The 25,141-nt window shown below is 72.0% G+C and carries 29 protein-coding genes and 1 pseudogene; 11 read left to right on the top strand and 19 right to left on the bottom strand.

All coding sequences use genetic code 11. The features are described 5' to 3' along the window. Positions 1–80: 80 nt before the first annotated feature. Positions 81–398 (bottom strand): hypothetical protein, encoded by a 318-nt coding sequence (locus tag ACZ3TI_RS00465; protein WP_465721773.1) that lies wholly within the window; start codon positions 396–398, stop codon positions 81–83. Between the two features lie 134 nt (positions 399–532). Then, a complete protein-coding gene (locus ACZ3TI_RS00460; RefSeq protein WP_465721771.1) occupies positions 533–1,684 on the bottom strand; it encodes a TetR/AcrR family transcriptional regulator in 1,152 nt (383 codons plus the stop codon). A gap of 223 nt (positions 1,685–1,907) precedes the next feature. On the opposite strand from ACZ3TI_RS00460, the gene ACZ3TI_RS00455 reads away from it, so the two are divergent. Then, positions 1,908–3,065 (top strand): acyl-CoA dehydrogenase family protein, encoded by a 1,158-nt coding sequence (locus ACZ3TI_RS00455; RefSeq protein WP_465721769.1) that lies wholly within the window; start codon positions 1,908–1,910, stop codon positions 3,063–3,065. Positions 3,066–3,128: 63 nt separating this feature from the next. Here the strand turns inward: ACZ3TI_RS00455 and ACZ3TI_RS00450 are convergent, their stop codons facing one another. Continuing rightward, complete coding sequence (locus tag ACZ3TI_RS00450; RefSeq protein ID WP_465721767.1) at positions 3,129–3,395, bottom strand: hypothetical protein; 267 nt, start codon at positions 3,393–3,395, stop codon at positions 3,129–3,131. A gap of 105 nt (positions 3,396–3,500) precedes the next feature. Here ACZ3TI_RS00450 and ACZ3TI_RS00445 point away from each other — a divergent pair, with 105 nt between their 5' ends. After that, entirely contained in the window at positions 3,501–3,818 is a 318-nt protein-coding gene (locus ACZ3TI_RS00445; RefSeq protein WP_465721765.1) for a cupin domain-containing protein, read from the top strand. Positions 3,819–3,848: 30 nt separating this feature from the next. On the opposite strand, the gene ACZ3TI_RS00440 is transcribed toward ACZ3TI_RS00445, so the two are convergent. After that, positions 3,849–4,433 (bottom strand): TetR/AcrR family transcriptional regulator, encoded by a 585-nt coding sequence (locus ACZ3TI_RS00440; protein WP_465721763.1) that lies wholly within the window; start codon positions 4,431–4,433, stop codon positions 3,849–3,851. A 110-nt stretch (positions 4,434–4,543) separates the two neighbouring features. Here ACZ3TI_RS00440 and ACZ3TI_RS00435 point away from each other — a divergent pair, with 110 nt between their 5' ends. Further along, complete coding sequence (locus tag ACZ3TI_RS00435) at positions 4,544–6,100, top strand: MFS transporter (protein WP_465721761.1); 1,557 nt, start codon at positions 4,544–4,546, stop codon at positions 6,098–6,100. A 95-nt stretch (positions 6,101–6,195) separates the two neighbouring features. Here ACZ3TI_RS00435 and ACZ3TI_RS00430 read toward each other — a convergent pair. After that, a pseudogene (locus ACZ3TI_RS00430) lies at positions 6,196–6,465 on the bottom strand (type II toxin-antitoxin system RelE family toxin); the annotation flags it as partial. A 235-nt stretch (positions 6,466–6,700) separates the two neighbouring features. Here ACZ3TI_RS00430 and tatA point away from each other — a divergent pair. Next, the gene (tatA, locus tag ACZ3TI_RS00425; protein WP_465721759.1) at positions 6,701–6,982 is read left to right on the top strand and encodes a Sec-independent protein translocase subunit TatA; all 282 of its coding nucleotides are present in this window, start codon (positions 6,701–6,703) and stop codon (positions 6,980–6,982) included. Between the two features lie 163 nt (positions 6,983–7,145). Continuing rightward, positions 7,146–7,667: a potassium channel family protein gene (locus ACZ3TI_RS00420; protein WP_465721757.1), complete on the top strand. Its 522-nt coding sequence runs from the start codon at positions 7,146–7,148 to the stop codon at positions 7,665–7,667. A 161-nt stretch (positions 7,668–7,828) separates the two neighbouring features. Here the strand turns inward: ACZ3TI_RS00420 and ACZ3TI_RS00415 are convergent, their stop codons facing one another. The 5 genes from ACZ3TI_RS00415 to ACZ3TI_RS00395 all read right to left on the bottom strand — a co-directional run bounded on the left by ACZ3TI_RS00415 (position 7,829) and on the right by ACZ3TI_RS00395 (position 12,451). Further along, complete coding sequence (locus tag ACZ3TI_RS00415) at positions 7,829–8,086, bottom strand: hypothetical protein (protein ID WP_465721755.1); 258 nt, start codon at positions 8,084–8,086, stop codon at positions 7,829–7,831. A gap of 324 nt (positions 8,087–8,410) precedes the next feature. Then, a complete protein-coding gene (locus tag ACZ3TI_RS00410) occupies positions 8,411–8,785 on the bottom strand; it encodes a VOC family protein (protein WP_465721753.1) in 375 nt (124 codons plus the stop codon). Positions 8,786–8,805: 20 nt separating this feature from the next. Beyond that, complete coding sequence (locus ACZ3TI_RS00405; RefSeq protein WP_465721751.1) at positions 8,806–10,353, bottom strand: protein kinase domain-containing protein; 1,548 nt, start codon at positions 10,351–10,353, stop codon at positions 8,806–8,808. A 425-nt stretch (positions 10,354–10,778) separates the two neighbouring features. Then, positions 10,779–11,768 (bottom strand): hypothetical protein, encoded by a 990-nt coding sequence (locus tag ACZ3TI_RS00400; RefSeq protein WP_465721749.1) that lies wholly within the window; start codon positions 11,766–11,768, stop codon positions 10,779–10,781. After that, the gene (locus ACZ3TI_RS00395) at positions 11,765–12,451 is read right to left on the bottom strand and encodes an RNA polymerase sigma factor (protein WP_465721747.1); all 687 of its coding nucleotides are present in this window, start codon (positions 12,449–12,451) and stop codon (positions 11,765–11,767) included. The genes ACZ3TI_RS00400 and ACZ3TI_RS00395 overlap by 4 nt, the downstream gene beginning before the upstream one ends. Before the next feature lie 431 nt (positions 12,452–12,882). Here ACZ3TI_RS00395 and ACZ3TI_RS00390 point away from each other — a divergent pair, with 431 nt between their 5' ends. The 3 genes from ACZ3TI_RS00390 to ACZ3TI_RS00380 all read left to right on the top strand — a co-directional run bounded on the left by ACZ3TI_RS00390 (position 12,883) and on the right by ACZ3TI_RS00380 (position 15,340). After that, positions 12,883–13,614, top strand: coding sequence for a VC0807 family protein (locus ACZ3TI_RS00390; RefSeq protein ID WP_465721743.1), 732 nt, complete (start codon positions 12,883–12,885; stop codon positions 13,612–13,614). A 148-nt stretch (positions 13,615–13,762) separates the two neighbouring features. After that, a complete protein-coding gene (locus ACZ3TI_RS00385; protein WP_465721741.1) occupies positions 13,763–14,506 on the top strand; it encodes a tyrosine-protein phosphatase in 744 nt (247 codons plus the stop codon). A 75-nt stretch (positions 14,507–14,581) separates the two neighbouring features. After that, positions 14,582–15,340, top strand: a complete 759-nt coding sequence (locus ACZ3TI_RS00380) for a Clp protease N-terminal domain-containing protein (protein WP_465721739.1) — start codon at positions 14,582–14,584, stop codon at positions 15,338–15,340. 325 nt (positions 15,341–15,665) lie between these two features. On the opposite strand, the gene ACZ3TI_RS00375 is transcribed toward ACZ3TI_RS00380, so the two are convergent. After that, a complete protein-coding gene (locus ACZ3TI_RS00375; protein ID WP_465721737.1) occupies positions 15,666–16,070 on the bottom strand; it encodes a hypothetical protein in 405 nt (134 codons plus the stop codon). A gap of 157 nt (positions 16,071–16,227) precedes the next feature. Between ACZ3TI_RS00375 and ACZ3TI_RS00370 the strand changes: the two genes are divergently transcribed. Continuing rightward, the gene (locus tag ACZ3TI_RS00370; protein ID WP_465721735.1) at positions 16,228–16,458 is read left to right on the top strand and encodes a GntR family transcriptional regulator; all 231 of its coding nucleotides are present in this window, start codon (positions 16,228–16,230) and stop codon (positions 16,456–16,458) included. Between the two features lie 35 nt (positions 16,459–16,493). Here the strand turns inward: ACZ3TI_RS00370 and ACZ3TI_RS00365 are convergent, their stop codons facing one another. The 3 genes from ACZ3TI_RS00365 to ACZ3TI_RS00355 form a co-directional block, all read right to left on the bottom strand. Next, positions 16,494–16,826 carry a DUF6087 family protein gene (locus ACZ3TI_RS00365; RefSeq protein WP_465721732.1) on the bottom strand — a complete coding sequence of 111 codons (333 nt, stop codon included), beginning with the start codon at positions 16,824–16,826 and terminating at the stop codon, positions 16,494–16,496. 290 nt (positions 16,827–17,116) lie between these two features. After that, complete coding sequence (locus ACZ3TI_RS00360; RefSeq protein WP_465721730.1) at positions 17,117–17,983, bottom strand: JmjC domain-containing protein; 867 nt, start codon at positions 17,981–17,983, stop codon at positions 17,117–17,119. 82 nt (positions 17,984–18,065) lie between these two features. Further along, positions 18,066–18,305, bottom strand: coding sequence for a hypothetical protein (locus ACZ3TI_RS00355; protein ID WP_465721728.1), 240 nt, complete (start codon positions 18,303–18,305; stop codon positions 18,066–18,068). Positions 18,306–18,443: 138 nt separating this feature from the next. Here ACZ3TI_RS00355 and ACZ3TI_RS00350 point away from each other — a divergent pair, with 138 nt between their 5' ends. Both ACZ3TI_RS00350 and ACZ3TI_RS00345 read left to right on the top strand, forming a co-directional pair. Then, entirely contained in the window at positions 18,444–18,689 is a 246-nt protein-coding gene (locus ACZ3TI_RS00350) for a hypothetical protein (protein ID WP_465721726.1), read from the top strand. 325 nt (positions 18,690–19,014) lie between these two features. Then, positions 19,015–19,770, top strand: coding sequence for a helix-turn-helix domain-containing protein (locus ACZ3TI_RS00345; RefSeq protein WP_465721724.1), 756 nt, complete (start codon positions 19,015–19,017; stop codon positions 19,768–19,770). 641 nt (positions 19,771–20,411) lie between these two features. Here the strand turns inward: ACZ3TI_RS00345 and ACZ3TI_RS00340 are convergent. From ACZ3TI_RS00340 to ACZ3TI_RS00320, 5 genes are all read right to left on the bottom strand, one after another. After that, positions 20,412–21,188: a recombinase family protein gene (locus tag ACZ3TI_RS00340; RefSeq protein ID WP_465721722.1), complete on the bottom strand. Its 777-nt coding sequence runs from the start codon at positions 21,186–21,188 to the stop codon at positions 20,412–20,414. Between the two features lie 165 nt (positions 21,189–21,353). Next, positions 21,354–21,848, bottom strand: coding sequence for an NUDIX domain-containing protein (locus ACZ3TI_RS00335; protein ID WP_465721720.1), 495 nt, complete (start codon positions 21,846–21,848; stop codon positions 21,354–21,356). Positions 21,849–22,246: 398 nt separating this feature from the next. Continuing rightward, positions 22,247–23,257 (bottom strand): sigma-70 family RNA polymerase sigma factor, encoded by a 1,011-nt coding sequence (locus ACZ3TI_RS00330; RefSeq protein WP_465721718.1) that lies wholly within the window; start codon positions 23,255–23,257, stop codon positions 22,247–22,249. A 118-nt stretch (positions 23,258–23,375) separates the two neighbouring features. Continuing rightward, positions 23,376–24,617 (bottom strand): serine hydrolase domain-containing protein, encoded by a 1,242-nt coding sequence (locus ACZ3TI_RS00325; protein ID WP_465721716.1) that lies wholly within the window; start codon positions 24,615–24,617, stop codon positions 23,376–23,378. Between the two features lie 185 nt (positions 24,618–24,802). Beyond that, complete coding sequence (locus tag ACZ3TI_RS00320; RefSeq protein ID WP_465721714.1) at positions 24,803–25,075, bottom strand: hypothetical protein; 273 nt, start codon at positions 25,073–25,075, stop codon at positions 24,803–24,805. Between the last annotated feature and the right edge of the window lie 66 nt (positions 25,076–25,141).

The raw sequence follows: 25,141 nt of genomic DNA, 5'->3' as shown, positions 1-25,141 counted from the left end.
GCCCGCACTCGGTCGGCCCCGCTTAGGCACTTCCGCTCCTCGCCACCCCTGGTGGCCGCCGGCCACCGCTCGATCTCGGGTTACACCTTGCCTGATCGAACAGCCGGACGCACATGTACGCGACGTCCCGCGGCCTGGGCGGTGGGCGCCTTCCCGGCGCGGTGGCGGACGTCGGCGGCCGCGCCGGACCGGCGGGCCCGCCGCAGTTCGATCGCCACCGGGATCACCGAGACCAGCACGATGCCGACCAGGATGGCCTCGATGTTGTCCCGGAGGAACGGGATCCGCCCCCGGAAGTAGCCGAGCACGGTGACCCCGCCGCCCCACAGCACGCCGCCGACCAGCCGCCGCCCGGGCGGCCGGAAGGACCGCCGGTCCGATGGCGCCGGCCTGCTCACCCCGGGCACCGGTCCGGCCCCCCGGTGCACCAGTGCGACAACTCGGAATTGACCGGCCCTCCACCATCGGAGGAATTGCCGTTCGTTCGGTGGAGTTGCCCGCGCCGTGTCAGGAGGGAACCGACGGGAGCTCCTCAGGCGACGCCCAGCACGGCCCGGCCGAGCCGCAGCAGGCAGTCCGCGAGGTCCGCCCTGTGGCTGTGCGGGCGGTTCCGCACCCCGTCGTTGACCAGCGCGAACAGCGCGTGCACCCGGATCCGGGCGGTCGCCGCGTCGTACTCCGGACGCACCTGCCGCAGCAGGCCGACCCAGGTGCGCAGGAAGTCCCGCCGGAAGTCCACCGCGGCCCGGCGGTCGGGCGGGGCCAGCCGCTCCGTCTCGCTGAGCATCGCGCCGAGGTAGTCGCCGTTGCGCAGCGCGAAGCCGACGTACGCGCCCAGCCCGGCCTCGAGCGCCGCCCCGGGCCCGTCGGCGGCCGCGATCGCGCCGTCCACCTCGTGCCAGAGCCGCTCGCGGCTGCGCACCAGCGAGGCGGCGAGCAGGTGGGCCTTGCTGTCGAAGTGCCGGTACACGCTGGGGCCGGAGATGCCGACGGCGGCGCCGAGCTGGTCGGTGCTGACGTTGTCGAAGCCGCGCTGGTGGAACAGCCGGACGGCTGCCGCGAGCAGTTCCTCCCGGCGCGCCTGCGGCCTGGCGTCCGGCGCCGGTCCGGGCGCCGCGGGACCGGCGGCCGTGCCGTCCAGCGGGACCGCGAGGACGGCCGCCACCAGCTCGCGCAGCAGCGCCTCGGCGCGGCGGGGCTGCGGCGCGGCCGACTGGTAGGAGAGCCCGGCGCAGGCAGAGAGCGCCGACCAGCAGAGCAACTCGGCGTCCGCGGCGGGGAGTTCCGGGCGCTCGGCGCGCAGCACGGCGGTCATCAGGGCGACGTCCGCGCGCAGTTCGCGGCGCAGCGCGGCCCGCCGGGCCGGCGGCAGCAGCCGGGCGTCGCGCTGCACCAGGGTGCCGAGCGAGCGGTGGCCGACCGCGACGGCGGTCAGCGCGGCGCCGACCTCCTCGGTGGTACGGGCCGCGCGCAGGCCGTCGGCGAGGGCGTCCAGGCCCAGCCGGACGGCGCGGTCGAGCAGTTCGGGCTTGCCGCGGAAGTGCCGGTAGAGCGCGGGGGCGGTGATGCCGACCCCGGCGGCGACCTCGGTCATCGAGACCTGGTGGTAGCCGTTGCGGTGGAAGCGGTCGGCGGCCACGGCGAGGATCTGGGCACGCCGCCCGGGCGGCCGTCGGACCACCATGGCGAGCCTCCCCACTGTCCTGCCGGACACCGCTGACCGGATACCGCTGGCCGGATCCGCCAAGAGGCTAGCAAGGATTCACTTGACACCCCCGCCGACCGTGACTCGCCCGCCTGCCGACTCTGGACAGTCCAAGCTACCCGGGATTAACTTGTGGGGCCATCACCTGGCACGTTCCGCCCCGTCGGCCGCTCCGGCCGGCACCGTCGAAGGGAGCGCCGCCGTGCGCCGCACCGTGTTCAACGAGGACCACGAGGCCTTCCGGGAGACCATCCGGGACTTCATCGCCAACGAGGTCGTGCCGGTCTACGAGAGCTGGGAGGCCGAAGGCCACCCGCCGCGCGACTTCTACCGTCAACTCGGTGCGCTCGGCGTCTACGGCATCGAGGTGCCGGAGGAGTACGGCGGCGCGGGCGAGAGCGGCTTCAAGTACCAGGCGGTGGTCGCCGAGGAGACCGCCCGGGCGGGCGTGAGCTTCGGCTCCTCGGGCGTGCACACCGGGCTGGTGCTGCCGTACCTGCTGGAGTACGCGAACGAGGAGCAGAAGCGGCGCTGGCTGCCCGGCTTCGTCTCCGGCGACATCATGACCGCGATCGCGATGACCGAGCCGGGCGCCGGTTCCGACCTCGCGGGCATCACCACCACCGCGCGGCTCTCCGAGGACGGCACCCACTACGTCCTGAACGGCGCGAAGACCTTCATCACCGGCGGCGTGCTGGCCGACCTCGTCCTGGTGGTCTGCCGCACCGCCCCGCACGACCCGGAGAACCGCCGGGCCGGCCTGTCCATCCTCTGTGTGGACACCACGTCGCCGGGCTACAGCGTCGGCCGCAAGCTGCAGAAGATCGGCCTGCGCACCTCGGACACCGCCGAGCTGGCGTTCAGCGACGTCAGGGTGCCGGTGGAGAACCTGCTCGGCGAGGAGGGCAAGGCCTTCTCGTACCTGACCCACAACCTGGTGCAGGAGCGGCTGGCGATCGCCGTCGGGGCGTACGCGGCGGCCGCGGCTGCGGTGCGGTTCGCGGTGCAGTACGTCAAGGACCGCAAGGTGTTCGGCAAGGCGGTGGCCGAGTTCCAGAACACCAAGTTCACCCTGGCCGACTGCGAGTCGCAGGTGATGGCGCAGCAGTCGATGGTGGACCGCGCGCTGGAGCTGTACCAGAACGGCGAGCTGACCGTGGCCGACGCGGCCGCGGCGAAGCTGTTCTGCACCGAGTCGGCCTCCACCGTGATCGACAAGTGCCTGCAGCTGCACGGTGGTTACGGCTACATCCTGGAGTACCCGATCGCCCGGCTCTACACCGACAACCGGGTGTTCCGGATCTACGGCGGCACCAGCGAGGTCATGCGCAGCATCATCGCCAAGTCCATGGGGCTGTAGCCGGGTTCAAGACCACGGCGGGCCGCACCCCCACGGCGGCCCGCCGTACCCTTGCGGGCCCGGTCAGTTGGGCGAGGCCTGCTCGGCACGCCAGGCCTCCCAGCCCGCGGCGGACGCCACCTTCGCGCCGTGCAGCGCCCGGTGGGCGATCGCGGTCGGTGGGGCATCCATGTTCCGCACCCAGTTGCGGCCGGCCGTGGCCAGCGCCGCACACACCATCACGGTCCCGGCCGCGCCGAGCGCGGCACCGATGCCGGTCAGCACAACGCCACCGGCCAGCAGCGAGCGGTTGACCCGGAACCCGCTGAAGAAATTCTCGTTGGTCGCCATGCCTCCACGATGAGCGCTGTCGGCGCGGGCTGCACCTCGGATGCCTCCGGGTGCGCGACCCGGGGTCGTCCGCGACCCTGGCAGCAAAGGTCAGGAGGACGCCCGATGCCCGATCTCGAACAGCTCGCCGTGGAGCACGCCGCGCTGGCGGCCGAGAGCCCGCACGGGCGCAGCGCCCACCTGGTGCTGCACGACGGCGTCCTGCGCCAGACCGTGATCGCGCTGACCGCCGGGACCACGCTGGACGAGCACAACCCGCCCACCGCCGGGAGCGTCCAGGTGCTGCGCGGCCGGGTCTCGCTGACCATCGCCGGCCGGCTGCTGGAGCTGCCGGCCGGTCGGCTGGAGCCCGTCCCGCAGGAGCGGCACGGGCTGCTGGCGCACGTCGACTCGGTGGTGCTGCTGACCGCCGTCACCACCTGACGCCCCGCCCGGGCCCCGGGCCAGGGCGGCTCAGCCGGGGTTGAGCACGCTGCCGCTGACCAGCCGCAGCCCGCGTAGGAAGTCCTGCCCGCCGGGCGCGAGTTCGGGCGCGGCCAGCCACTGGGCGGCATACCCGGCCAGCAGGGTCTGGTAGAAGGCGCCGAGGGCGAGCTGCTCCTCGCTGTCCGCCACCTCCGGCAGCCCCTGGAACAGCGCGGCGAGCCCCAGTCGGCCCTCCTTCTGCGCCCCCGCGAAGGCCTGCGCCAGTTCGGGGGCGTGCGCGGCCTGCGCGAGCGCCTCGAACTGGGCCGCCCAGAGCCCGCGGTGCTCGACGAAGACGTCCCGCAGGCCGTCCCAGACGGCGGCGAAGCGCTGCTCCGGATTGTCCGACACCTGGTTGGCGGCGGTCACCACCGCGCCCAGGGCGGCGCCCATCTCGCCGATGGCGTCGATCATCGCCGCGTTGAGCAGCGCGTCCTTCGAGCCGAAGTGGTAGCCGATCGCGGCCAGGCTGACACCGGAGGCGGTGGCGATGTCGCGGGCGGTGGTGCGCCCGTAGCCCTTCTCGTACAGGCAGCGCTTGGCGCCGGCCATCAGGTCTTCGCGGTTTCCCATGCCCTTGATCCTACGGCGGGACTGCACAGATGTCTTGCACGAACGTCTCGCACGATCGATTTACACATACGTACTAGACAAGCGTCTGACACGCCCGTACTGTCTTCCCCATGACCGCAACCACCGGCCGCGCAGGCCGCCGCGAATGGATCGGCCTGGCCGTCCTCCTGCTCCCGACCCTCGTCCTCGCCATGGACATGGGCGTGCTCTTCTTCGCCGTCCCGTACATCTCCACCACGCTGGCGCCCAGCGGCACCCAACAGCTGTGGATCATGGACATGTACTCGTTCCTGCTGGCCGGACTGCTCATCACGATGGGCTCGCTGGGCGACCGGATCGGCCGCCGCCGGCTGCTGATGATCGGTGCCGCCGGCTTCATCGGCGCCTCGCTGCTGGCCGCCTGGTCGAACGACGCGAACCAGCTGATCGCGGCCCGGGCCCTGCTCGGCGCCGCCGGGGCCACCGTGATGCCCTCGACCCTCGCGCTGATCCGCAACACGTTCCACGACCCCAAGCAGCGGCAGATCGCCCTCGGCGCCTGGGGCGGCATCCTCACCGCCGGGGCCACCCTCGGCCCGGTCGCCGGCGGCCTGCTGCTCGACCACTACTGGTGGGGCTCGGCCTTCCTGCCCGCCGTCCCGGTGATGGCCCTGGTGCTGCTGACCGCGCCCGCCCTGCTCCCCGAGTACCGCTCCACCGCCCGCACCGGCCGCTTCGACCTGCTCGGCGCCGCGCTCTCGCTGGCGGCGGTCCTGCCGCTCGTCTACGGGATCAAGACCGTCGCCGTCGAGGGCTGGAGCCCGCTCCCCGCGCTCGCCGTCGCGGCCGGCCTGCTGCTCACCGCCGCCTTCGTGTGGCGCCAGCGCACCGCCGCGAACCCGCTGCTCGACCTGAGCCTGTTCCGGATCCGCACGTTCAGCGGCGCGATCAGCGTCAACACCATCGCGATGTTCGCGATGATGGGCTTCTCCCTCTTCACCTCGCAGTACCTGCAGCTGGTCAAGGGCATGAGCCCGCTGACCGCCTCGCTCTGGTCGCTGGTGCCGAGCGTGGGCGTCGGCGCGGCGGTCGGGACCAGCTCGGCGCTGGCCGGCAAGGTCCGCCCGGCGGTGCTGATGGGCGGCGGCTTCCTGGTCGGCGCGGCGGGCTTCGCGATGATGACGCAGGTCGGCGCGCACTCCCCGCTGGCGCTCATCCTCGTCGCGGCGGGCGTGCTGGCCGCCGGGACCGTCGGCACCATGACCATGACCGCCGAGATGGTCGTCTCCGCCGCCCCGGCCGAGCAGGCCGGCGCCGCCTCCGCCACCTCGGAGACCGCGGTCGAACTCGGCAGCTCGCTCGGCATCGCCCTGCTCGGCGCGGCCGGCGCCGCGGTCTACCGCGACCGGCTGGACGGCGCCCTCCCGGCGGGCCTCGACGGCGAGGCCGCCCGGACCGCCCAGGACACCCTCGGCGGAGCGGTCACCGTCGCCGCCCACCTGCCCGGCCGACTCGGCACCGACCTGCTGGAGACCGCCCGCACCGCCTTCACCGACGGCCTGCACGTCGCCGCCGTGGTCGGCGCGGTCCTCGCCCTCGGCGCCGCCCTCCTGGCCTACCGCCTGATGCGCCACCTCCCGGCCGCCACCCCGGCCCCCGCCCCCGAGCCCGAGCCCGCCACCGTCTGACCCACCCCGGCCCGATCCACGCGAGTCATCGAGAGCCCCCGCCCACCCCAGGGCGGGGGCTCTCCGCCGTCCCCGGCGGGAAGGATCCGAAGGTGCCGGTCGATCTCACGACGGTGGCCCGCCGACAGGACCCACACGGTCAGCACCCCGTCCTCGACGGTGTAGACCACCCGGTAGTCCCCCACCCTCAGCCGGCGCCGGGCGTGGTGGCCTTGAAGGGCCTTGATGTCGAACCCGGAAGCGTCGCCGCCGTCCAGTGCCTTCTGCAGGTCGGCGAGCCGGTGGAGGATCCGGACGGCGTCCGGCCGGGGCACCTTGAGGAGCTCCCGCTGTGCGCGCGGGCCGAACCGCGTGACGTGCCCCATCGCGCCAGCCGTGGTGCTCGCGGAGCGGCCGGAGCGCGAGAGGCGGACGGTTGCCGATGTGACGGAGGATGGAGCGGGTGGCTCGTCGTCCACCGGGCGGCGCCGGGGCGGCACCTGGTTTTTGGCCAGCGTTTCCCGGCCGGTGTATCCGTTCGCCGTGGGGGCCAGGCATACTGGCCAGCACGGGCGCTAGCGCCCGCCATGACTCTAGACAAGAAGGGACCGGTGGCCAGGGATGCTGCGGAACGGTCTTGAGCCCTGGCACATCTTCGTGGTGCTGGCGGTCGTAATCCTGCTGTTCGGATCGAAGAAGCTGCCGGAGATGGCCCGCGGCCTGGGCAAGTCGATGCGCATCCTGAAGGCCGAGACGAAGGCCATGCGCGAGGACGAGACCCCGGCGGACGCCGGCACCGCGCAGAGCACCGCCGCTCCCCAGCAGGGCGCGGACCGTCCGGCCGTCACGCCGACCAACGTGACCAAGGCCCAGGAGACGAAGCGGCCCGAGACGACCGCCTGAGCCTCCCCCTTCTTGTCGAAAGCCCCCGGTGAGCCACCGGGGGCTTTCTGCTGTCCGGGAGCGGCGGTTGCGCCGCGATCTTTGACGGGCGGTCCGGCGGGGGCTCGCCCGACCGGAGCAACCGGGCGGGCGCCGGGGGGTGCGGTGGACGAGGCTGGGCGCGATGTCCGAGAACTCGCCACCCCCCGCCGACCTGAGGGCCTGGTTCTGGCTCCTGGTCGCGTTCACGCTGCTAATGGTCGGGTACTTCACGCTACCGCTGGGGTGGCTGGGTCACCGTCGGCCGGTCCTGAGCTGGTTCATGTTCGCGACGGCGCTGGCCGGGCTGAGCTGGCTGATGCTGGCCAAGATCGCCGGGGTGCTGCGGGGGACGGCGAAGCGGCCGGTGGTCTGGCTGATCTTTCTGATCGCGCTCGCGATGACCATCTTCGCGACGACGTACTACGCGATGGGCGCCCACAACACGGAGTTCGCCGGGCTGGAGACGCGGCTGGACGCGCTGTACTTCACGGTCGTGACGCTGGCGACGGTGGGGTACGGGGACATCACGCCGTCGGGGCAGGTGGCGCGGCTCGTGGTGGTGCTGCAGATCGGGTACAACTTCGTGTTCCTGGCGGCGGCCGCCGGGACGGCGTCCAGGGCGCTCCGGGGAAACGTGGAGAAGCGGATCCGGTCGAAGGGCTGAGGTCGGGTCGGCTCCGGCACGACGGGCCTCTGCAGGCGACCCGCCGCGCATCCGGTCGGTTCAGGCGTCCTCCTCGGGCGGGGCCGGGCGGAGGGCGGTGACGACGCCCCGGGCGACGATCCCGAACGCGAGGGCTAGGAGGACGGCGAGGGCGGTGGCGATCAGGAACCGCACGGGTCGTCCCGGTCGCGGTCGTGTCCGCGTTCGCGCTCGGCGTCGAGGAGGAGGGAGAGGAGGTTGAGGACGGTCGAGGCCGGGGCCGTGTTGAAGCGGACGAGGACGCGGCCGTCGATGGTCTTGTCGGTGGAGGCCGAGGGCCAGATCAGACCGAACTTCCGGCCGCGCTCGTGGAGTTCGGCGAGGAGCGTGCGGATGTGGTCGTCGGTGTAGTGCCGGATCCGGGGGTCGGAGGGCAGCATCGGTCGGCGGTACGAGCATGGCGTCGGCACGCGGTATCGGCGATTCCTTGCCGAGATGGGCGGGGCCGACGCGGATGTGCTGCACGGGTTCATCCTCGCGGCGGTGATCAACGGCGATCTGTCCTGCCTGACGAGGTGGCTCGATCAGCGGCATGGGCCAGAGGCTTTCCGCCGTACCTTCCGCTCGCCCGCCCACAAGGGGCCTGACCCTCGCCCTGGCGAGTAGTCGTTCTTTGGTGGCGCAGGAAGTCGGCCTGGCCGACGTCCTGCGCAGCCCCCCGGCACACACAGGGATGTCCACAGGCTGTGGACAACTCCGTGGATTCAGGAGCGGCTGGTGTCGATGACGCAGAAGAGGTTGCGCTCGGTGTCGGCGAGGACGACGAAGTCCGGGTCCTCCGGATAGAGGTCCCAGTCGACTTTCCGCGCGCCGAGGGCGACCAGCCGTTCCACCTCGGCGGCCTGGTCGGCGGCATCACCGGCGTAGAGGTCGAGGTGGACGCGCGGGTGCTCCTGGACGGGGGACTCGCTGAGGCCGAGGGCGAGCTGCACACCACCGCCGCCTTCGGCGGGCACCAGGACCGTCCAGTCGTCCTCGACCAGACCACCCCTCGGCGTATAGCCAAGGGCGGCCGTCCAGAAGGCGACGGCGCGGGACATGTCGGAGACACCGAGGACGAGGGAGCCGATCGTCAGCATGCCGCCATTGTGGCGGAGCGTCAGTCCTCCTGGTTGTCCGCCGTCGCGTGGAGGGTGGTGAACAGGGCCGAGAGGCGGGCGTTCCAGTTGGCGTTGGTCAGCGGGTCGATGGCGTGCTTCTTGGCCATGTCCTTGATCACCTTCTGGGCGCCCTTGAGCTCCTGCGCCGCCGCGTCCGGATCACCCTCGTTGAGGTGGGCGGCGGCGGTGTCGAGGATCCTCAGCAGCTCCAGCTGCTTGTCGCGGTCCTTGGGAACCTGGGCCTGGGCCACCGCCTGGCGGAAGGACTGGAGCTGCAGCGCGGCCGGCTGGTTGCGCGGGACGGCCTGGGTGGGTGTCGGGGCCGCCGACGGGGTCGCAGGGGTGGCGGAGGTCGGGGTCGGGGTCGGGGTGGGCGTCGCGGCTGGGGCGGTGGCGACCGGAGGTGCCTTGGGGGCGGCGGCGTTGCCGGTCTTTTCGTCGAAGGCGGTGAGGGCCAGGGCCACGACCCCGGCGAGGCCCGCCACGCCCAGCGCGCCGAGGACCAGCGGCTTGTTACGGCGGTTCCGGGCCGACGCGGGTGCGGGAGCGGGCAGGGGCGCCGCCGGGACGGGTGCCATCACGGAGGTGGCCGCCGGGGCCTGCGGCGGGAGGAGGGTGGTGTGCTGCTGGTTCGGCGAAACGGGCACCGGCGGGGCGGGCACCGGCGGGAGCACCTGGGTGGCGGCCGCGGTGGTCGCGAGCAGCTCGGCCGTCGGGTCGCCGACGACCAGCCCGGGTACGGTGGCGAGCAGCTCCGCCCGGGCGGCGGAGGCGTCGGCCGGACGCCCGGCCGGGTCCTTGGCGAGTAGGCGCAGCACCGCCGCGTCCACGGCGGGCGGCAGGCCGGGGCGCCGCGCGGACGGCGGCAGCGGCTGCTCGCTGACGTGCTTGAAGGCGATCGCCACCGGGCTCTCGGCGGTGAACGGGGTCGCGCCGGTGAGCATCTCGGTCAGTACGCAGCCGACCGCGTACAGGTCGGTCCGCCCGTCCAGCGCCGAGGCGGTGGCCTGCTCGGGCGAGAGGTAGGCGGCCGTACCGAGCACGCTCGCGGTCTGGGTCAGGTTGTTGGAGGAGCCGGCCCGGGCGATGCCGAAGTCGACGACCTTCACCCCGCCGTCGTCGGTGATCATGATGTTCCCGGGCTTGATGTCCCGGTGCACCAGCCCGGCCGCGTGCGCGACCGCCAGCGCCTCGCAGACCGCCGCCGCGATGCCGACGGCGCGCTCCACCGGCAGGTTGGGCTGCTGGGCCAGCAGGGCGGCCAGCGATCGGCCGCTGACCAGCTCCATGACGATGAACGGGGTGCCCTGGTCCACGCCCGAGTCGAAGACCATGACGATCCTCGGGTGCACCAGCATGGCGGCGTGCTGCGCCTCGCGGCTGAAGCGCTCGGCGAAGCGGGGGTCGTCGGCGAGGCCTCCGTTGAGGACCTTCACGGCGACCTGGCGGCCGAGCACGCGGTCCACGCCGCGCCAGACGGTGGCCATGCCTCCGACGCCGAGCATCTCGACGAGTTCGTAACGCCCGTTCAGCGCCCGTCCGATCACCTGGAGCTCCCCTCACGTGCCGTGCCCGGGGTCCCGGGCCGCCTCGTGCACCTGTGCACGATAGCCGTACGGCCTTGCGACCCGGCCGGGGGCGGAGGGTGGCGGTCGGGGGACCGGGCAGCGGTCCCCCGGCCGCCGGCGCGGGGGTGCGGCCCGCCCTGACTGCGGGAGGGCGGGCCGCACGTTTCCGGGCCCGCCGGACCGGTGGCGCGTCCGGGGTGACGCTGCCGGTCCGGCCGGGGCCGGGACCGGGTGGACGGCGGGCACGGGGGAGCCGACCGGCCACCCGGAGTCTTCGGGTGGTACTGCTTCCTTCGGGTACCGCGGGCGGTACCGGGTGGTGCAGGTACGTGGTGCTGGTGGTGCGGTCCGGGTGGGCGGCGAGCCCGGGGGGAGTCGCTCGCCGCCCACCCGGAGTTCTGGGGTTACCTCTCGGCGGCGGTGCCGTCGGAGCGGTCGGACTTGCTCGGCCGTGCCGCGGGCGGCGACGACGCGACTTCCGGGCTCGGGACCGTCACACCGGGCTTGCCGGGCTTGACACCGCCGTTGGCGTTGCCGCCGGTGCCCTTGCTGTCGTCCCCGCTGCCCTTGCCGGTGCCGGCAGCGGGGCTGCCGGTGGACCGGTCGGGTCCGTGCGACTGCGCACCGGTGCCCGGATGGCCGTCGCCGGCCGCGGCGCCGAGCGCCGCGACGCAGAACTCCGCCACCTTCTCGGCGCCACCGGCCTTGGCGACCAGCGGGCCGAACTGCGGGTCGGCGGCCACCTGGCCCGACCGTTCGCCCTTGCCCGTCCGATCGGCGAAGGCCCGGCAGAGGGCGGCCGGCTCGGGCGCGATCGGCTGGTCGCCGTGTCCGAGCGTCGAGGGGGCGCCCGACGTCGGCGCGGTGGACGGTCCGACCTGCTGCGATCCGGTGCCGAACGGCTGCGCCGGGCCGGTCGCCGTGCCGCCGGTCCCGGCCGAAGCAGTGCCGGACCGGTCGCCCGCGACTCCGGCCGTGCTGAGCGTGCGCTCCGGCTCGGCGGAGCCGCCGCTCAACGGGGACGGCAGGTTGCCGGTGCCGGCCGCGACCGCGACACCGCACAGCGCGGTGGCGCCGAGCACGGCGGCGGCAGCCTTCGTGCTGAAGGCCCTGGCCAGCGCTGCGGTTGCCATGGATCGTCTCCGGACGGGGGTCACTACGGGGTCGGGCATGAGACTCGCCTCCCGGAACGCGGCCAGGGCCGCCTCCTCCCCGGCCAGTTCCTCGGCCGTCGCGGGAGCGGCGGCCGAGGCGAGCACCCGGGCGAGCTGCCCGGGACCGCCGTCCGGTCCGGTGAGCGAGGCGTCCTGCCCGGCCGACGGGGCGGCCACGGCACCGCCGAGCAGCTGCTCGGCGGTATCACGGTCGATCCGACGGGATCGGTTGGTGCTCATCTCATGTCCTTCAGCGTCGCGGCCCGGCGTTCTGTCACACCCTGCGGAGAACTTTTTTTCGCGGGTTTCCCCGCGGGTCGCCCGGAGGCCTCGCCCCCGCTCGTTCCGGCGGCCTTCCCGGTGGGGCCGCCGGGCGCCTCGGCCGTCCCGCCGCCCGTCCGCGCGGCGGGGATCCCGCCGCCGGAGGCGAGGGGCTGCTCCAGCAGCTTGGCCAGCCGCCGCAACCCCCGGTGGGCGGCCATCCGGACGCTGCCGGCCCGCTTGCCGAGCACCTGGGCGGCGCTCTCCGCGTCCAGCTCCATGACCACCCGCAGCAGCACCGCCTCGGCCTGGTCGCGCGGCAGTCTGGAGATCAGCGCCAGCGCGTCGGCGGTGCCGACCGTGGTCAGCGCGGCGCGCGCGGTGTCGTCCCCGGCCGCGATCTCGACGAGGTACTCGAACGGCAGGTCGGCGACCGGACGGCGGCGGCGGGCGCGCAGGTGGTCGAGCGCCCGATGGCGGGCGATGGTGGCGGCCCAGCCGCGGAAGCCGTCCCCGTCGCCGGTGAAGCCGCGCAGGTCGCGGGCGATCTGCAGCCAGGTCTCCGAGGCGATGTCCTCGGCGTCCTGCATGTCCTCGGGCCGGCCGCCGACCAGCACCCGCAGGTAGCGCAGCAGACCCGGCTGGACGGTCCGGAACAGCAACCGGAACGCCTCCTGGTCACCGCCCTGCGCGGCCTGGACCGCCTCCGTCAGATCGGGGTGAGCGGGGGCCGGGCCCGGTGGCGGGGCGGCGGGGGGTACTGGTCCGGGCCTTCCGACGGGGCTGCCGGTGCCCGCTGCGGGGCGCTCTGCACTCTGCACCCGCCACATGATGCGCCATTCGGGCGACGGTATCCGCCCCGGCCGAAGACCCGGGGCCGACCGGGGCCGCGAGCCGTGAACCCCTCTCCGCGCGGGACCGACCCGCAGCGCTCAGGAAACCGCAGGTCAGGGGCGGTGTCACGACGCGCACCATGACAACTGTCACGCGGATCCCGCAACGGACGGCACTGCTCCGGCGGAGGGTCCGGCGGAAAGACTGGAGGCACGACGCGGGCAGCAGCCCGCGGCCACCAGCCGGGGAGGAACCCACCGTGAGCCAGACCGTCAGCGCCGCCGCCACCCTCGCCGCTCCCGTCTCCGCTCCCGGCGCCGCCCACGCCAAGGCCCCCAACCCGCTGGTCGCCGGCTTCCGCCCGCTCGCCCTCGACGTCGCCGCCCCGCTGGCCGGCTACTACCTGCTGCACTCGGCCTGCGGTCTGAGCGAGGTCGCCGCACTGGCCTGGAGCAGCGCGTTCCCGGCCGCCCGCACCGTCGTCGGCCTGCTGCGCGAGCGCAAGCTCAACCTGTGGGCCGCGCTGATGCTGACCGTCAACCTGGCGGGCCTGGCGCTGACCTTCGTCACCGGCGACGCCCGGCTGATGATCGCCAAGGACGGCGCGCTGAGCGGCACCGTGGCGCTCGCGATCCTGGTCTCCGCGCTGATCGGCCGACCGGTGATGAGCCCGATGCTGATGCCCTTCGTCACCAAGGGCAAGCGGGACCGCGCCGCCGCCTGGCAGCGGCTGGCCGAGGGCCGGGCGGCCGCGTCGCGCTCCTTCCGCCGCCACGAGCGCGTGTTCTCGGGCATCTGGGGCACCGCGCTGCTGACCGAGTGCGTGGCCCGGGTGGTCGGCGCCTTCACCCTGCCGGTGTCGACCATGGCCTGGCTGTCCACCGTGTTCCTGGTCGGCGCGATCGCGGCCGGTTCGGTGCTCGGCCAGACCGCCGCCGAGCCGCTGGCGAAGCTGGTCACCGTCGAGGCCGAGGCCCCGACCGCCGCCTGAGCACCGGCCCGGCAGGTCCGAGCACCGCCCGACCGGCGCCCGGCAGCCCGCACCGAGGGCTCGAACGGCCAGGAACCATACGGATCTCCCGGGAGTCCTTACATAACGAGGGGGTAACGGGACCCCCGACGAGGAAACGGGGAGCCCCATGAACGGGACGACGGACACGCCTGCCACCACCGAGGACCGCACCCTCGTCTGGGACGGCTGCCTGAACGTCCGCGACCTGGGGGGGCTGCCCACCGCCTCCGGCCGGCTCACCGCCCGCCGCGCGATAGTCCGGGCGGACAACCTGGACCGCCTCACCGCCGAGGGCTGGGACACCCTCCTCGACCACGGCGTCCGCACCGTGGTCGACCTGCGCAACACCGAGGAGTACAAGCCGCTCCTCCCGCTCCCCGAGGGCGTCGACCTGGTCCGCGTCCCGCTGGACGAGCTCGCCGGACCCGCCTGGTGGGATGCCCACGGCCGACTGGACGGCACCCCGCTCGCGCTCCGCCCGTACCTGGACCACTGCCCTCACGCCGCCGCCGCGCTGATCGCCGCGATCGCCGGCGCCCGACCGGGAGGCGTGGTCGTGCACTGCGGCGCCGGCCGTGACCGCACCGGCCTCGCCGCCCTGCTGCTGCTCGCCCTGGCCGGGGTCGACCGGGCCGCGATCGCCGAGGACTACCTGCTGAGCGGCCCCAACGTCCGCCCGCTGTACGGGATGCTGGGCCTGCCGGACCCGTATCACCGGATCGACGCGGTGCTCGCGGAGGCCGGGACCACTGCCGAGGCCGCCCTGGACACCGCGCTCGACGGCTTCGACCCGGCCGGCTACCTGCTCGCGGCGGGCGTCACACCCGACCGGATCGCCGCCGTCCGCAGCCGACTGCTGCCCGCGTCCTGACGGGTCACCACAGCCCCGCCGTAGATCGTCAACCGATAGTTGACGATAGCCGCATCGACAACCTACGGTTGACGCATGGAGAATCCCGTTGTTCCCAACAGCACTCCGCTGCGCCTCGACGACCTGATCGCCGCGATCAAGAAGGTCCACCCCGACGCGCTGGACCAGCTCTCCGACGCGGTCATCGCCGCCGACCACCTCGGAGACCTCGCCGACCACCTCATCGGCCACTTCGTCGACCAGGCCCGCCGCTCCGGCGCCTCCTGGACCGACATCGGCCGCAGCATGGGCGTCAGCAAGCAGGCCGCCCAGAAACGCTTCGTCCCCAAGGACCCGGCCACCCCGGCCGACCTCGACCCCAGCCAGGGCTTCAGCCGCTTCACCCCCCGGGCCCGCAAGGTCATGGTGGCCTCGCAGGAGGAGGCCCGGCAGGCGCGCAACGCCGAGATCTCCCCCGAGCACATCCTGCTCGGCCTGCTCGCCGAGCCCGAGGGCATCGGGGTCAAGGCGCTCACCGCCCAGGGCGTCACCCCGCAGGCCGTCCGGGAAGCGGTCACCGCCGTCCTGCCCGACGCCATGGAGCAGGCGCCGCCCGCGCTCATCCCGTACGACGCGCAGAGCAAGAAAGTGGTGGAGCTGACCTTCCGCGAGGCGCTCAAGCTCGGGCACAACTACGTCGGCACCGAACACATCCTGCTCGCGCTGCTGGAGTCGGAGAACGGCCAGGGCGTGCTCGCCGGGCTGAAGGTGGACAAGTCCGAGACGGAGACCTTCGTCTCGGAGGCCATCGCCGCCCTCATCGCGGCCCGGACCGCGGAGTCCGGACAGCAGTGAGACCGGCCCGGTCCGGCCCCGGGGCAACTCCCGCCCGGGGCCGGACCGTTGCGGTCAGAACCCGGAGACGTGGGTGGACGGTACACCCTTGCACCTCGAAGAGACACCCCCCACCCGCCAGCAAAAAAGGCCCCGCCCGGAATCGATCCGGACGGGGTTGGGAGGGTCTAGCGGGTGGCGGCCGGGGTGCAGGGGGTTCGGCATGCCCAGCGGACGTAGGACGGGCCGCTCACCCGGTCCGTGATGCCGATGGCCTTGCCGTCAGCCGTCTTCCTGCCGCAGAGGCAGCACGGGTGCGCCTTCGTCTCGTCCGCGTTCGCCACCATCAGGCCACCGCCCCGGTGAGAACGCGGTCGGCGTCCGTCGCATCGTCCAGCCAGTAAAGCGGGTCGGGCAGATCCATCCCCGCCGCGAAGGCTGCCGCGCGTCGCTGCCGCTGCGCCATCCTCTCCCACTGCTCCACCTGCTCCTGTGCCCGCCGCTTCAGAATCGCTTCCTGCTGCGCCACGGGGGCCCTCTCCCATGCTTCGACGTAGAGCGGAACCGTCTGTACGGGCTCCGGAAGGGGCATGGTGCGGATCAGCAGATGCACGGGGAAGGGGCGCCGCCACCCGCAGATGACGGGGGCTCCCTGGGGCGCCTGAGTGCTGGGGGCAGCACGGTGTTCTCCGCGCGCCGGCAGCAGCAAGCGCAGCACCCAAAGGGCAGCCAGAACGATAAGCTGGGTCATGTCGTCGCTCCTCGAAAGCGTCGGCCATTTCCCGGGACCGTTGGCGCGGTCGCCGGGATTACTTTTGAGCAGGCCTTACTAGGGGTCCCTACCCCTGTCTATTGGCCCCTATGGGCCCCGACTCCCGCTGGTGGTTGTCGACGGCTACCTTCATGGCATGGAGTTCGACCCAACCCGTCCCAAGTGGAAGCAGATCCGCGACGAGATCGCCCGCAAGATCGAAAATGGCGAGTACCCGCCCGGCTATCTGATTTCGGCGGTCCAGCTCGAACGGGACTTCGGCGTGGCTCGTGCGACCGTCCAGAAGGTCACAACGGCACTTCGCAACGATGGGTTGATCCGGACCGAGACCGGCATGGGGAGCTTCGTCACGGACCGCACGAAGTAGCCCGCCTGTCAGCCCCGTGTGTCTGCCTGCCGTTCTTAGCTCTTACGGTGTCGCCCTGTGCCCTTTCGGAGCAGGGCAACAGGGGTGTCGGCTTGCGGCGGAACGGATTCGGCACCCCGCCGGACGATGACCGCGTACGCCTCCGAGTAGTTCGCGGCCACGCCAACCGGCTGCCACTCCGCCCCGTCCCACTCGACCACCAGGCGGGGCGTGTCCTGGAAGAGGAGACCATTCCGGACCTCAGGATCCAGGACCATGGCGTCCCGCGTACCCGGCGGCCGGTGTCGATCACTCCGAGCGGCGTACCACTCAGACACGGTTTCGTCGTCGGGTTCGAGCACGGCCCTCACCTCTCCCTCGCCGTACATCAGAGGCTAGCGGCCAACGTCGTTCGGCGGTAAGGGCCACCCGAGTAAGGCGAAGGGTGCCCGCTCCTCCAAGGCCTTGGCGTACTCATCCCCCTCGAACTCGATGTAGTCGGTGATGGGATCTTGCGCTGCGTACAGCATCGCAAGGGCACAGCCAAGGCAGAAGTCGCGCGCTGTGTCGAGGTCCCGCAGGTTGGCGTAGTTCTGGCACCCTCCCCATTGGCACATCCGCCGATGCCTGCCGCTGGTAGCCCGATCCACGCTCATCCCGACAGTGTTCCCCAGCACCCCTACTGCGGCGTCCCGTGGTAGATCGACATCCGTTGCGCGGATCGGAGCCGCATGACCAGTTCCTCCGCCGGCTGACCGAGCAGCCACTTCACCAGCGTCGAACGAAGGTGCTCCGAGAGGGCTTCGAAGTCGCTGCCCGCAAGGTCCGGCGGCAAGGCGCCGCGCAGTTCCACCGACTCCCGGCCAGCCTCCAACAGCTTCGTCAACGCCCAGTGCTCCGTGAGAAGTTGCACGCCGAACGTCATGTGGAGACTGTGTTGGTCACTAGTTCGACCCGCGTGGACCCATCCACGCGGAATGAAGAGAACTTGCCCCGCCGTCAGGTTGAACTCATAGTCCGGGTTCGTCGTCTCGAAGCGCACCTTGTCTTCCGGGTCGAACCCGATCCTGGACCAGTTGTGGTGCCGGTGTTCCAGCGGGTCCACGAACGTGGGCCGGAAGAGCCGCCACAGCTTGGCACCTTCCGTCTGGGCGAGGAAGACGTGATGGCAGTCCCAGTGCCAGCCGAATCCGCGCGCCTCCCCGGCAGGAGTGAGGTAGAGGTTCCCGGTGATCGGGTGCCCCAGCTGCGCGGCAAGTTCCCTGCAGAACGCCACGATCGGCGGGTAGCTCTGGTGCAACCCGTTGCAGACGAGCGTGTCCGTGGGATGGTCGGCCGACGCCCGTTCGGCGGTCAGAACGCCGTTCCGGACCATGCCGAAGGAGTAAGGGCGGATATCCGGGTTGGCCAGGATTTCCCGCGCCGCTTGGCGGGTGGCGAGGCGTTGAAGGTCTACAACGTCTCGGGCGTACACCGTAGGCGCCGAAGGCCACGCAACCCGGAAGGCATCCGGGTCGGTCACCAGCCTTGAAAGCGCAGTCTGCATGACAGCGCTCCCTTCTCGTAGGGTGGGAGGGGCGACCGCCCCATCTGATTGGGGCGGTCGCTCTCGCTTACTTGCTGGTGTGTCAGGCGCCGATGAGGTGGTCGTACTGGCCGGCGGCGAAGGCGTCGCGCAGCTTGCGCAGCTCACCGGGGGTACCGGTGATCACGGCGTTCTCGTTGTCGATGTTGGCGATGGCCACCAGGCCGTCACCGGCGTCGGCGACGGCGAAGCACTGGACCTGGTCGTCCAGCTGGCTCTGCATGGCCACCGACCAGTTCAGGCCGGGGTGCGACGCGGGGTTGAAGTTCAGGGACTCGCTCATGAATGTTCTCCTTCGGATGTTCGGTACGGCGAGTGCCGCACCCTTCGGGGGTGTTGCGACCCGTTCCGGCCAGCGAGCGCCAGGCGAGACGGGAGCCTGTAGGGGTTACTCGGCGGGCTTCTTTGGCAGCCGCAGCCGTTGCCGGTCAAGTTCCGCGCGAAGCGCAAGGCGTCGCACGTAGGCGCGTTCGTCGTGGACGATCTGCCATCGCCTTGGGCTGAACATCGTCACCGGCCACATGAACTGGACGTGCAGACCCCAGAGCATCTGAGCCGTGACTACCGGGTGCCTGATCCGATGGAGCCAGAGTCGACGCCGGGACCGACCGATCACGCGGTCACCGGCGTGGCGACGGTTCGGGTGCACTTCCGGCCGCAGACCTGAACGCAGGTCTCCTCCGGGTGTGCCATCAGGTAGTCCTCCGGCAGCAGGATGCCGAAGCGCCCGCACGCACACTTCCATGCGGCGATGCCCTCTGGTCCCGACGAGTCGGGGCGAATCAGCGCGCCGCACGGGCACTTGTTGGGCCACCTCTCCGGCCCTTGAGGCGGTTTGTGCTTCGCCATTGCCTCTCCTCTGCGTCCACGGAGGGCTTGATGGTGTCCTGGAAGGTCAGACCATTGCGACGCCGCTGAGGCGTCTCTCCGGTGTCCTGGCAAGGCGTCATTTCGGTGTCGTTCAGAGGATGCCCGCCCCTATGGTGGGGTTCATGACGACGCCGAACGAGACCCTGCGGGCCGTACGCCTTGGACTTCGCCTCAGCCAAGACGAGTTCGCGAAACGCCTGAGGGAAGTCGGGGTGAACCAGGGAGAACCCAATGACGCCAGTAAGCGTCTCGTTCAGCGCTGGGAGTCAGGGGAGGTCAGGTCCCCTCGTCCGGTGTACGTTCGAGCTCTTGAGGCGGTCACCAAGCTCTCCGTGGACCGCCTCGGCTTCGACTCACCACAACTACCGCCAAGGGTCAGCGTGGACGGTACGGGAGGCCATGACATGACCAGCGATGAACCGAGCGTGCCCGTGCAGGCCGCACCCGCTCCCACGGGTGAGGACTACTCGGGGGTCTGGATCAGCCACTACGAGTTCTTCAGCAGCAGCCGGCAGAACACGTTCACCGGCCTGCACCACGTCGTACTGTCCCAGAACGGAAACCGGATCACCGGTCGGTCCCTCCCGGGTGCGTCGTCCAATCCAGACTCGCCACTGTCGTTCGACCTCACTGTCGACCGGAACGTCGTGACGGGCTCGTGGGTGGAACAGACCGCACAGGATGGCTACTACCAGGGGGCCAGGTACCACGGCGCCATTCAACTGCTGGTCGATCCGACCGGGCGCCGTATGGCCGGTAAGTGGGTCGGCTTCGGCAAGGAGTTCGACGTCAACACCGGGCCTTGGGAACTCCGCCTACTGGACAAGTCCATGGCTGACGACGTCTTGAGCCGCTACAGCGTGCCGCCGGAGGCGTAGCCCGTCACACCACGCGCTGGAGTTCAGCACCGCTGGTTGGAGCGCCTTCGTCGGGGGCGTCCAGGGCCAAAGAGATCCAGACGTTCCGACTCAGAACGCAGAAAGACCCCAGCGGGGATCCGCTGGGGTCTCTTTGCCGGTTGGGGCATGTTACGGGCCCTGATCACGCAGCTAAGTGCCGTTACAGGGTGCCTTTCTCGTGAACTGAATCGGCTAACAGCCGTGACTGGAGAGAAAGTTGATATCTGGGGGCCTGGAAAAGGCATCACACCCAGAGCGTGTGTTTCGAGCTGGGACCGGGATCGCCAGCGGCCACGGGCCGTGAACTTTCGTCGTGCCCTCCCCGCCCGGCAGCTGGGGCATCGGGCATCACAAGCAGATGATCACAGCGTCTGACTTTGGTGCTCGGAGCTGGTGAAGCCTCGCGCCTTCAAGTACAGGCAAGCCGTCGGTCCGGCCCGTGTCGCGCCAGCATCCGAGGCACGACGCGTGAACGTTGCTGTGCTCGCGCCTTCCGCCCTTGTGGATCGGCTTCGTCCAAGCCAAAACGACGGCGGCAACATGGCCCTTGCCGTCGCACCGCTCACACCGAAGCGGCACGTTCCTGAGCCCGATCTCCGCCATGCGCGCAGCGAGCTCGGTCAGCAACGGCTCGTGGTGCGGCGGCCGACCGCGCCACCGCCACAGACTGGCAAGACGAGCCGCCCCCTTCCGGTCAACCAGCCCTCGAACACCGGGTGCGTGATGATCTTCCGGATCTGAGACACCCGCCACTGCGCACCCTGTCCCGTCCGGATCCCTTCCGCGTTCAGCGTCCGCGCCAAGACCCGTCCCGGGATACCGCCCGCAATTGACCGGAAGATCCGCTCGATGATCTGCCACGGGGTGATTTCCTGCTTCTTGGCGAGTATGCACATGTAGGGCGTGGTGTCGGGCGAGAGCTTCCGGGTGGCATTGTCGACCGCCAGGCCCCACGGCGCCTGAGACAGCCAACGCCCTTCGCGGCGCTGCTTCTCCTTCGTGCTGCGCACGTTGTAGCTCAAGCGCTGCGAGTACTCGCGGGCGTTCTCGGCGCGGTCGATGATCCAACGGCGGTCGCGTTCGTCCGAGCTGTCCAGCCGCTCATAGTCGAAGATGACGCGGGCCTTACCGAGGATCGGCACGACCGCTTCCGCGCCCTTACGCGAGAACCGGTCGAGCGCGTACACCCACAGGCACGGCACTTCGCCGTCGAGCACGGCGGACATGGCAGCGTCGTACTTCGGGCGCTGCACGTCCGACCAGGCGGACAGGTTCTCGCGCCACACCTTGCGGACGCAGTAGCCGTGTTCGGCGGCCCACGCTCGGCCCCTGTCCTCTTGAGCCCGGATGGACAGCGCGCGTTCGCCCGCTCGGACGACCTTGGACTTGCGGAGCAACAGGTCTACCTGCAGGCGACCGTGGCAGGGGCAGACCCCTTGTGCAGTTGGTGTTTGCATACCCTCGCTAGAGCGCAAGGGCTTCCGGGCCGGGCGTGTGAGCGTGGCCGTCGACATGGCGGACCTCCGTCTGACCAGCGGAAACGGTCCGCTACCCGGGAGGTGTCAGGGTGTTTCACCTACCTGGGTGGTGACGATCCGGACCCGGCCGTCCTCCGCCGCCGCCAGCGCCGCCCGCAGGCGGGCCGAGCGGGCCGGGCCGAGGAGTTCGAGCGCATCCTCGACCGGCGCCCAGCGGTGGTCGTCCAGCTCGCCGGCCGGGACGGTCACGGGGGTGCCGTCCGGGACGGTGCCGAAGTCGAACATGAAGTGCTCGGCGGGGTGGTCGAGTTCGCCCGAGGGGTGGGTCCAGGAGATCGCCAGCAGCTCGCCGGCCTCCCGGACGAGTCCGGTCTCCTCCTCCAACTCCCGCTTGGCGCACTCGACCGGGCCCTCGCCGAGGTCGATCGTGCCGCCGGGGAACTGCCAGTGCTCGCGGTACCCGGCCTTCACGATCAGGATCCGGCCGGACTCATCCCGCAGCAGGCAGCCCGCCGCCGCGTAGATCCGGGGCAGCGAGGCCAGCCATTCCTCGCGGGACTTCAAGGGCTCAACCGTCACGGTGCTCCTCCTGGGGCGAGTGGGTTCGACGGCCCCACTCTGCCACCGGATCCGGGCCGGACGGCTGAAGGACGGACGGACGCAGGCCGGACCGGCTGCGGGCCGGGCGGATCCGGGCCGGGCGGATTCGGGCCGGGCGGATTCGGGCCGGACCGATGAGTCGGCGCCGTCGCGGCGGTCCAACCCGCATGGACACCACCACGGGCACCACCGCGGAGACCTCACCGGACGAAGCCGTCCTGACCTGCGACCTGGGCGCGCTGACCGCCCCCGACCTGGCCGTCGTCGACGCCCTGGCCCGGCTGCGGGTCGCCGCCGCCCGGCACGGGGTCGGCGTGGTGCTGCTGAACGCGGCCGGCCCGCTGCGGGAGCTGCTCGCGTTCAGCGGGCTCGCGGAGCTACTGCTCGGCGTCGGGCAGTTCGGCGTCGGCCTCTTCGACGTCCAGCCGGGGTGGCAGGCCGAACAGCGGGAAGAGCACATCGGTGTCGAGGAAGTTGGTGAACCCGGCGATCCGGCCCGCTGACACCTCCGGCACGATCAGCGCCCACGGCTCGTGCCCGCCCGCCGGGCTCGGCCGGTACTGGGCGAAGGCCGGCCCGCCGTTGGCCGTCACCGGGAGCAGCCGGGAGCCGCGGCAGCCGCAGCCGGGGCCCAGCATCCAGGCGCGGAGCTCCGCCCGCCCCTGCAGCCACATCGCGAACGGCGGCATGTTGAGCGTGACGTCCTCGTGCAGCAGCGCGGCGAGGCCGTCCATGTCGTACGCCTCGAAGGCGCGGACGTAGCGGTCCAGCAGCGCGCGGTGGTCCTCGTCCAGGGCGGGGGCTTGCCGGGTGGCCGGAGTGTCCGCGGCGAGCGCCGCGCGGGCGCGCTGCAGCGCGCTGTTGACCGAGGCCACCGTGACGCCGAGGAGTTCGGCCACCTCGGCGGCCTTCCAGCCGAGCACCTCGCGCAGGATCAGCACCGCCCGCTGCCGGGGCGCGAGTCGCTGCAGCGCGGCCACGAAGGCCAGCTTCACCGACTCGCGCTGGGCGGCGACCTCGGCCGGGTCCCCCGTCTCGGGCAGCACCCGGCCGTCCGGGGCGGGGCCGATCCAGGTCACCTCGGGCAACTGGGTGTCGTGCGCCGCGGCCACCGTGACCGGCCCGGCCAGGTCCATCGGACGGGCGCGGGCGTTGCGCCCGTTCAGCGCGTCCAGGCAGACGTTGGTGGCGATGCGGTACAGCCAGGAGCGCAGCGCGGACCGGCCCTCGAAGCCCCGGTGCCCGCGCCAGGCCCGGACCATGGTCTCCTGCACCGCGTCCTCGGCCTCGAAGACCGAGCCGAGCATCCGGTAGCAGTAGCCGGTGAGCTCCGTCCGGTACCGCTCCAGCTGGAGCTCGACCGGCTCCTCCGTGATCACCTCGGCCATGGTGCGCCCCCGTCGTCCCACTCTGCCCGGCTCTGCCGTGCTCTGCCGTGCTCTGCTCTGCTCTGCCGAACGGGACGAACCTAGCGCAGGGCACCGACAACCGCCTGCCCGGAGGGTGTCACCGCTGTCCGTACACCTGGCCGGAGCCGAAGCCGGTGGTCACCAGCTTCCACAGGGTGGGGAACTCCTCGCCGGAGATGCCGGTCGGGTTGAGCCCGACGACCACGGTGCGGGAGAGGTCACGGGTGGCGAAGACACCGCTGCTGTAGCCGGGCCGGGAGCCGTTCTTGCCCCAGACCTCGGTGCCGTTCGGCAGCACGGTGCGCAGCAGGCCGGCGGTGCTGTAGCAGGCGTGGCCGGCGGTCGGGCCGATCTCGCAGTTCTTGTTGTGGGCGTTCGGCAGGTCCGGGACGGTGAACACCTCGGCCTGCTGGGCGGGCGGCAGCAGCCGGCCGCGGTAGAGCGCGTCGAAGAATCGCTCCAGGTCGGCGGCGGAGGAGATGATGCCGCCCTCGGCCCACGGGTACGGGCTCTGCTCGGTGACGTCCACCCGGGTGGTGCTGCCGTCGGCGGCGCGGACGTCCACGTAGCCGGTGGCGTGCGGGCCGCGGATGGTCAGGTCGTCGGCGTCCGGGACGTAGGTGGCGTGCAGGCCGAGCGGGCCGGTGATGCGCTTGCGCACCTGGTCGGCGTAGCTGTCGCCGCTGACCTTCTCGATCACCAGCGCGGCGACGAAGTAGTTGTTGCCGTTGTACTGCTGGGCGGTGCCGGGCGCGAAGTTCATCGGCTGGGTGAGCATGTCGGCGACGACCTGCTCGGGGCTGAAGTACTCCGTCCTGTGCGCGGCGAACCACGCCGTGCTGCCGTCCCCGGCGGTCATCCCGCCGCCCCCGGGCAGTCCGCTGGTGTGGTCGAGCAACTGGCGCACGGTGACCGGCGGGTAGCCGGTCGGCAGCAGCCCGGGCAGGTACTGCTGGACGGTGCCGTCCAGGTCGGCCTTGCCCTCGGCGACGAGCTGGAGCATCACGGTCGAGGTGAACACCTTGGAGATGCTGCCGATCCGGAACCGGGCGTTCGCCGGGATGTCCTCGCCCGAGGTGCCGCGCCACCGCGCGCCCGGGCCGCCGACCCGGACCAGCGCGCCGGTGATGTCGGCGGGCAGGGCGCCGAGGGTCCGCGCCAGCGCTTCCCGGTCCAGCGGCCCCGGCCGGGCCGAGCCGTACGGGGTGGTGGCGGCAGCGGCGGAGGCGGGCGCGTCGGCCGCCAGGGCAGGGGCCGCGGCGCCGACCGTGACGGCGGCGAGCAGGGCGCCGGCTGCGGCGAGGGTGGACCAACGGCTGGTGCGCGTACGGGTGTTCATGCGACCTCTCTCCAACGGCGGCTCCGACGGGAGAGAGTCTTCGGGAGAGCGGCCCGGCACGGCATCCGGGAAGCCCCCGAAACCGGCCCGGAGAAGGCCCCCGAGAACGACCCTGACCACGCGTCAGGGACGGGTGCCCGCAGTTCGGCACCCGTCCCCGTGGGAACGGCGCACCGGGCGGCCGCTCAGTGCGCGGAGTGCTTCTCCGCGCCGCGGTGCCGGTGGCCCTTGAGCTCAGTGTGCATCGCCGGAGCGGCGTGCGCGGTCGTGGTCGGCGCGTCGCGGCCGCCGTGGCGGAACGTCCCTCCGCTGTCGTACCCGGCGCCGGAGGAGGACATCGCGCCGGTGCGCAGCTTCGGCGCGATCCGGGTGGGCGGGCTCGCCATGCCGCGGCGTTCCAGCAGCTCCTGGGTGCCCTGGCGGAGCCGGGCGGTGCTGCCCGGTGTTCGCTTGGTCATCGTCGGCCTCCCTTCGGCGGCCACCGGCCGGACGGATGTCGACCGGCGGGGCCGCACGGGCGTTAT

The organism is Kitasatospora sp. NPDC023120 (assembly GCF_055560835.1).
This window is presented reverse-complemented; position numbering and strand designations above follow the sequence as displayed.

Bases quoted from the DNA above. Each gene is read 5' to 3' on its own strand.
- ACZ3TI_RS00460 (WP_465721771.1), bottom strand. From the start codon at position 1,684: ATGGTGGTCCGACGGCCGCCCGGGCGGCGTGCCCAGATCCTCGCCGTG.
- ACZ3TI_RS00450 (WP_465721767.1), bottom strand. From the start codon at position 3,395: ATGGCGACCAACGAGAATTTCTTCAGCGGGTTCCGGGTCAACCGCTCG.
- ACZ3TI_RS00445 (WP_465721765.1), top strand. From the start codon at position 3,501: ATGCCCGATCTCGAACAGCTCGCCGTGGAGCACGCCGCGCTGGCGGCC.
- ACZ3TI_RS00440 (WP_465721763.1), bottom strand. From the start codon at position 4,433: ATGGGAAACCGCGAAGACCTGATGGCCGGCGCCAAGCGCTGCCTGTAC.
- ACZ3TI_RS00435 (WP_465721761.1), top strand. From the start codon at position 4,544: ATGACCGCAACCACCGGCCGCGCAGGCCGCCGCGAATGGATCGGCCTG.
- tatA (WP_465721759.1), top strand. From the start codon at position 6,701: ATGCTGCGGAACGGTCTTGAGCCCTGGCACATCTTCGTGGTGCTGGCG.
- ACZ3TI_RS00420 (WP_465721757.1), top strand. From the start codon at position 7,146: ATGTCCGAGAACTCGCCACCCCCCGCCGACCTGAGGGCCTGGTTCTGG.
- ACZ3TI_RS00415 (WP_465721755.1), bottom strand. From the start codon at position 8,086: ATGCTGCCCTCCGACCCCCGGATCCGGCACTACACCGACGACCACATC.
- ACZ3TI_RS00410 (WP_465721753.1), bottom strand. From the start codon at position 8,785: ATGCTGACGATCGGCTCCCTCGTCCTCGGTGTCTCCGACATGTCCCGC.
- ACZ3TI_RS00400 (WP_465721749.1), bottom strand. From the start codon at position 11,768: ATGAGCACCAACCGATCCCGTCGGATCGACCGTGATACCGCCGAGCAG.
- ACZ3TI_RS00385 (WP_465721741.1), top strand. From the start codon at position 13,763: ATGAACGGGACGACGGACACGCCTGCCACCACCGAGGACCGCACCCTC.
- ACZ3TI_RS00380 (WP_465721739.1), top strand. From the start codon at position 14,582: ATGGAGAATCCCGTTGTTCCCAACAGCACTCCGCTGCGCCTCGACGAC.
- ACZ3TI_RS00375 (WP_465721737.1), bottom strand. From the start codon at position 16,070: ATGACCCAGCTTATCGTTCTGGCTGCCCTTTGGGTGCTGCGCTTGCTG.
- ACZ3TI_RS00370 (WP_465721735.1), top strand. From the start codon at position 16,228: ATGGAGTTCGACCCAACCCGTCCCAAGTGGAAGCAGATCCGCGACGAG.
- ACZ3TI_RS00365 (WP_465721732.1), bottom strand. From the start codon at position 16,826: ATGTACGGCGAGGGAGAGGTGAGGGCCGTGCTCGAACCCGACGACGAA.
- ACZ3TI_RS00360 (WP_465721730.1), bottom strand. From the start codon at position 17,983: ATGCAGACTGCGCTTTCAAGGCTGGTGACCGACCCGGATGCCTTCCGG.
- ACZ3TI_RS00355 (WP_465721728.1), bottom strand. From the start codon at position 18,305: ATGAGCGAGTCCCTGAACTTCAACCCCGCGTCGCACCCCGGCCTGAAC.
- ACZ3TI_RS00345 (WP_465721724.1), top strand. From the start codon at position 19,015: ATGACGACGCCGAACGAGACCCTGCGGGCCGTACGCCTTGGACTTCGC.
- ACZ3TI_RS00330 (WP_465721718.1), bottom strand. From the start codon at position 23,257: ATGGCCGAGGTGATCACGGAGGAGCCGGTCGAGCTCCAGCTGGAGCGG.
- ACZ3TI_RS00325 (WP_465721716.1), bottom strand. From the start codon at position 24,617: ATGAACACCCGTACGCGCACCAGCCGTTGGTCCACCCTCGCCGCAGCC.
- ACZ3TI_RS00320 (WP_465721714.1), bottom strand. From the start codon at position 25,075: ATGACCAAGCGAACACCGGGCAGCACCGCCCGGCTCCGCCAGGGCACC.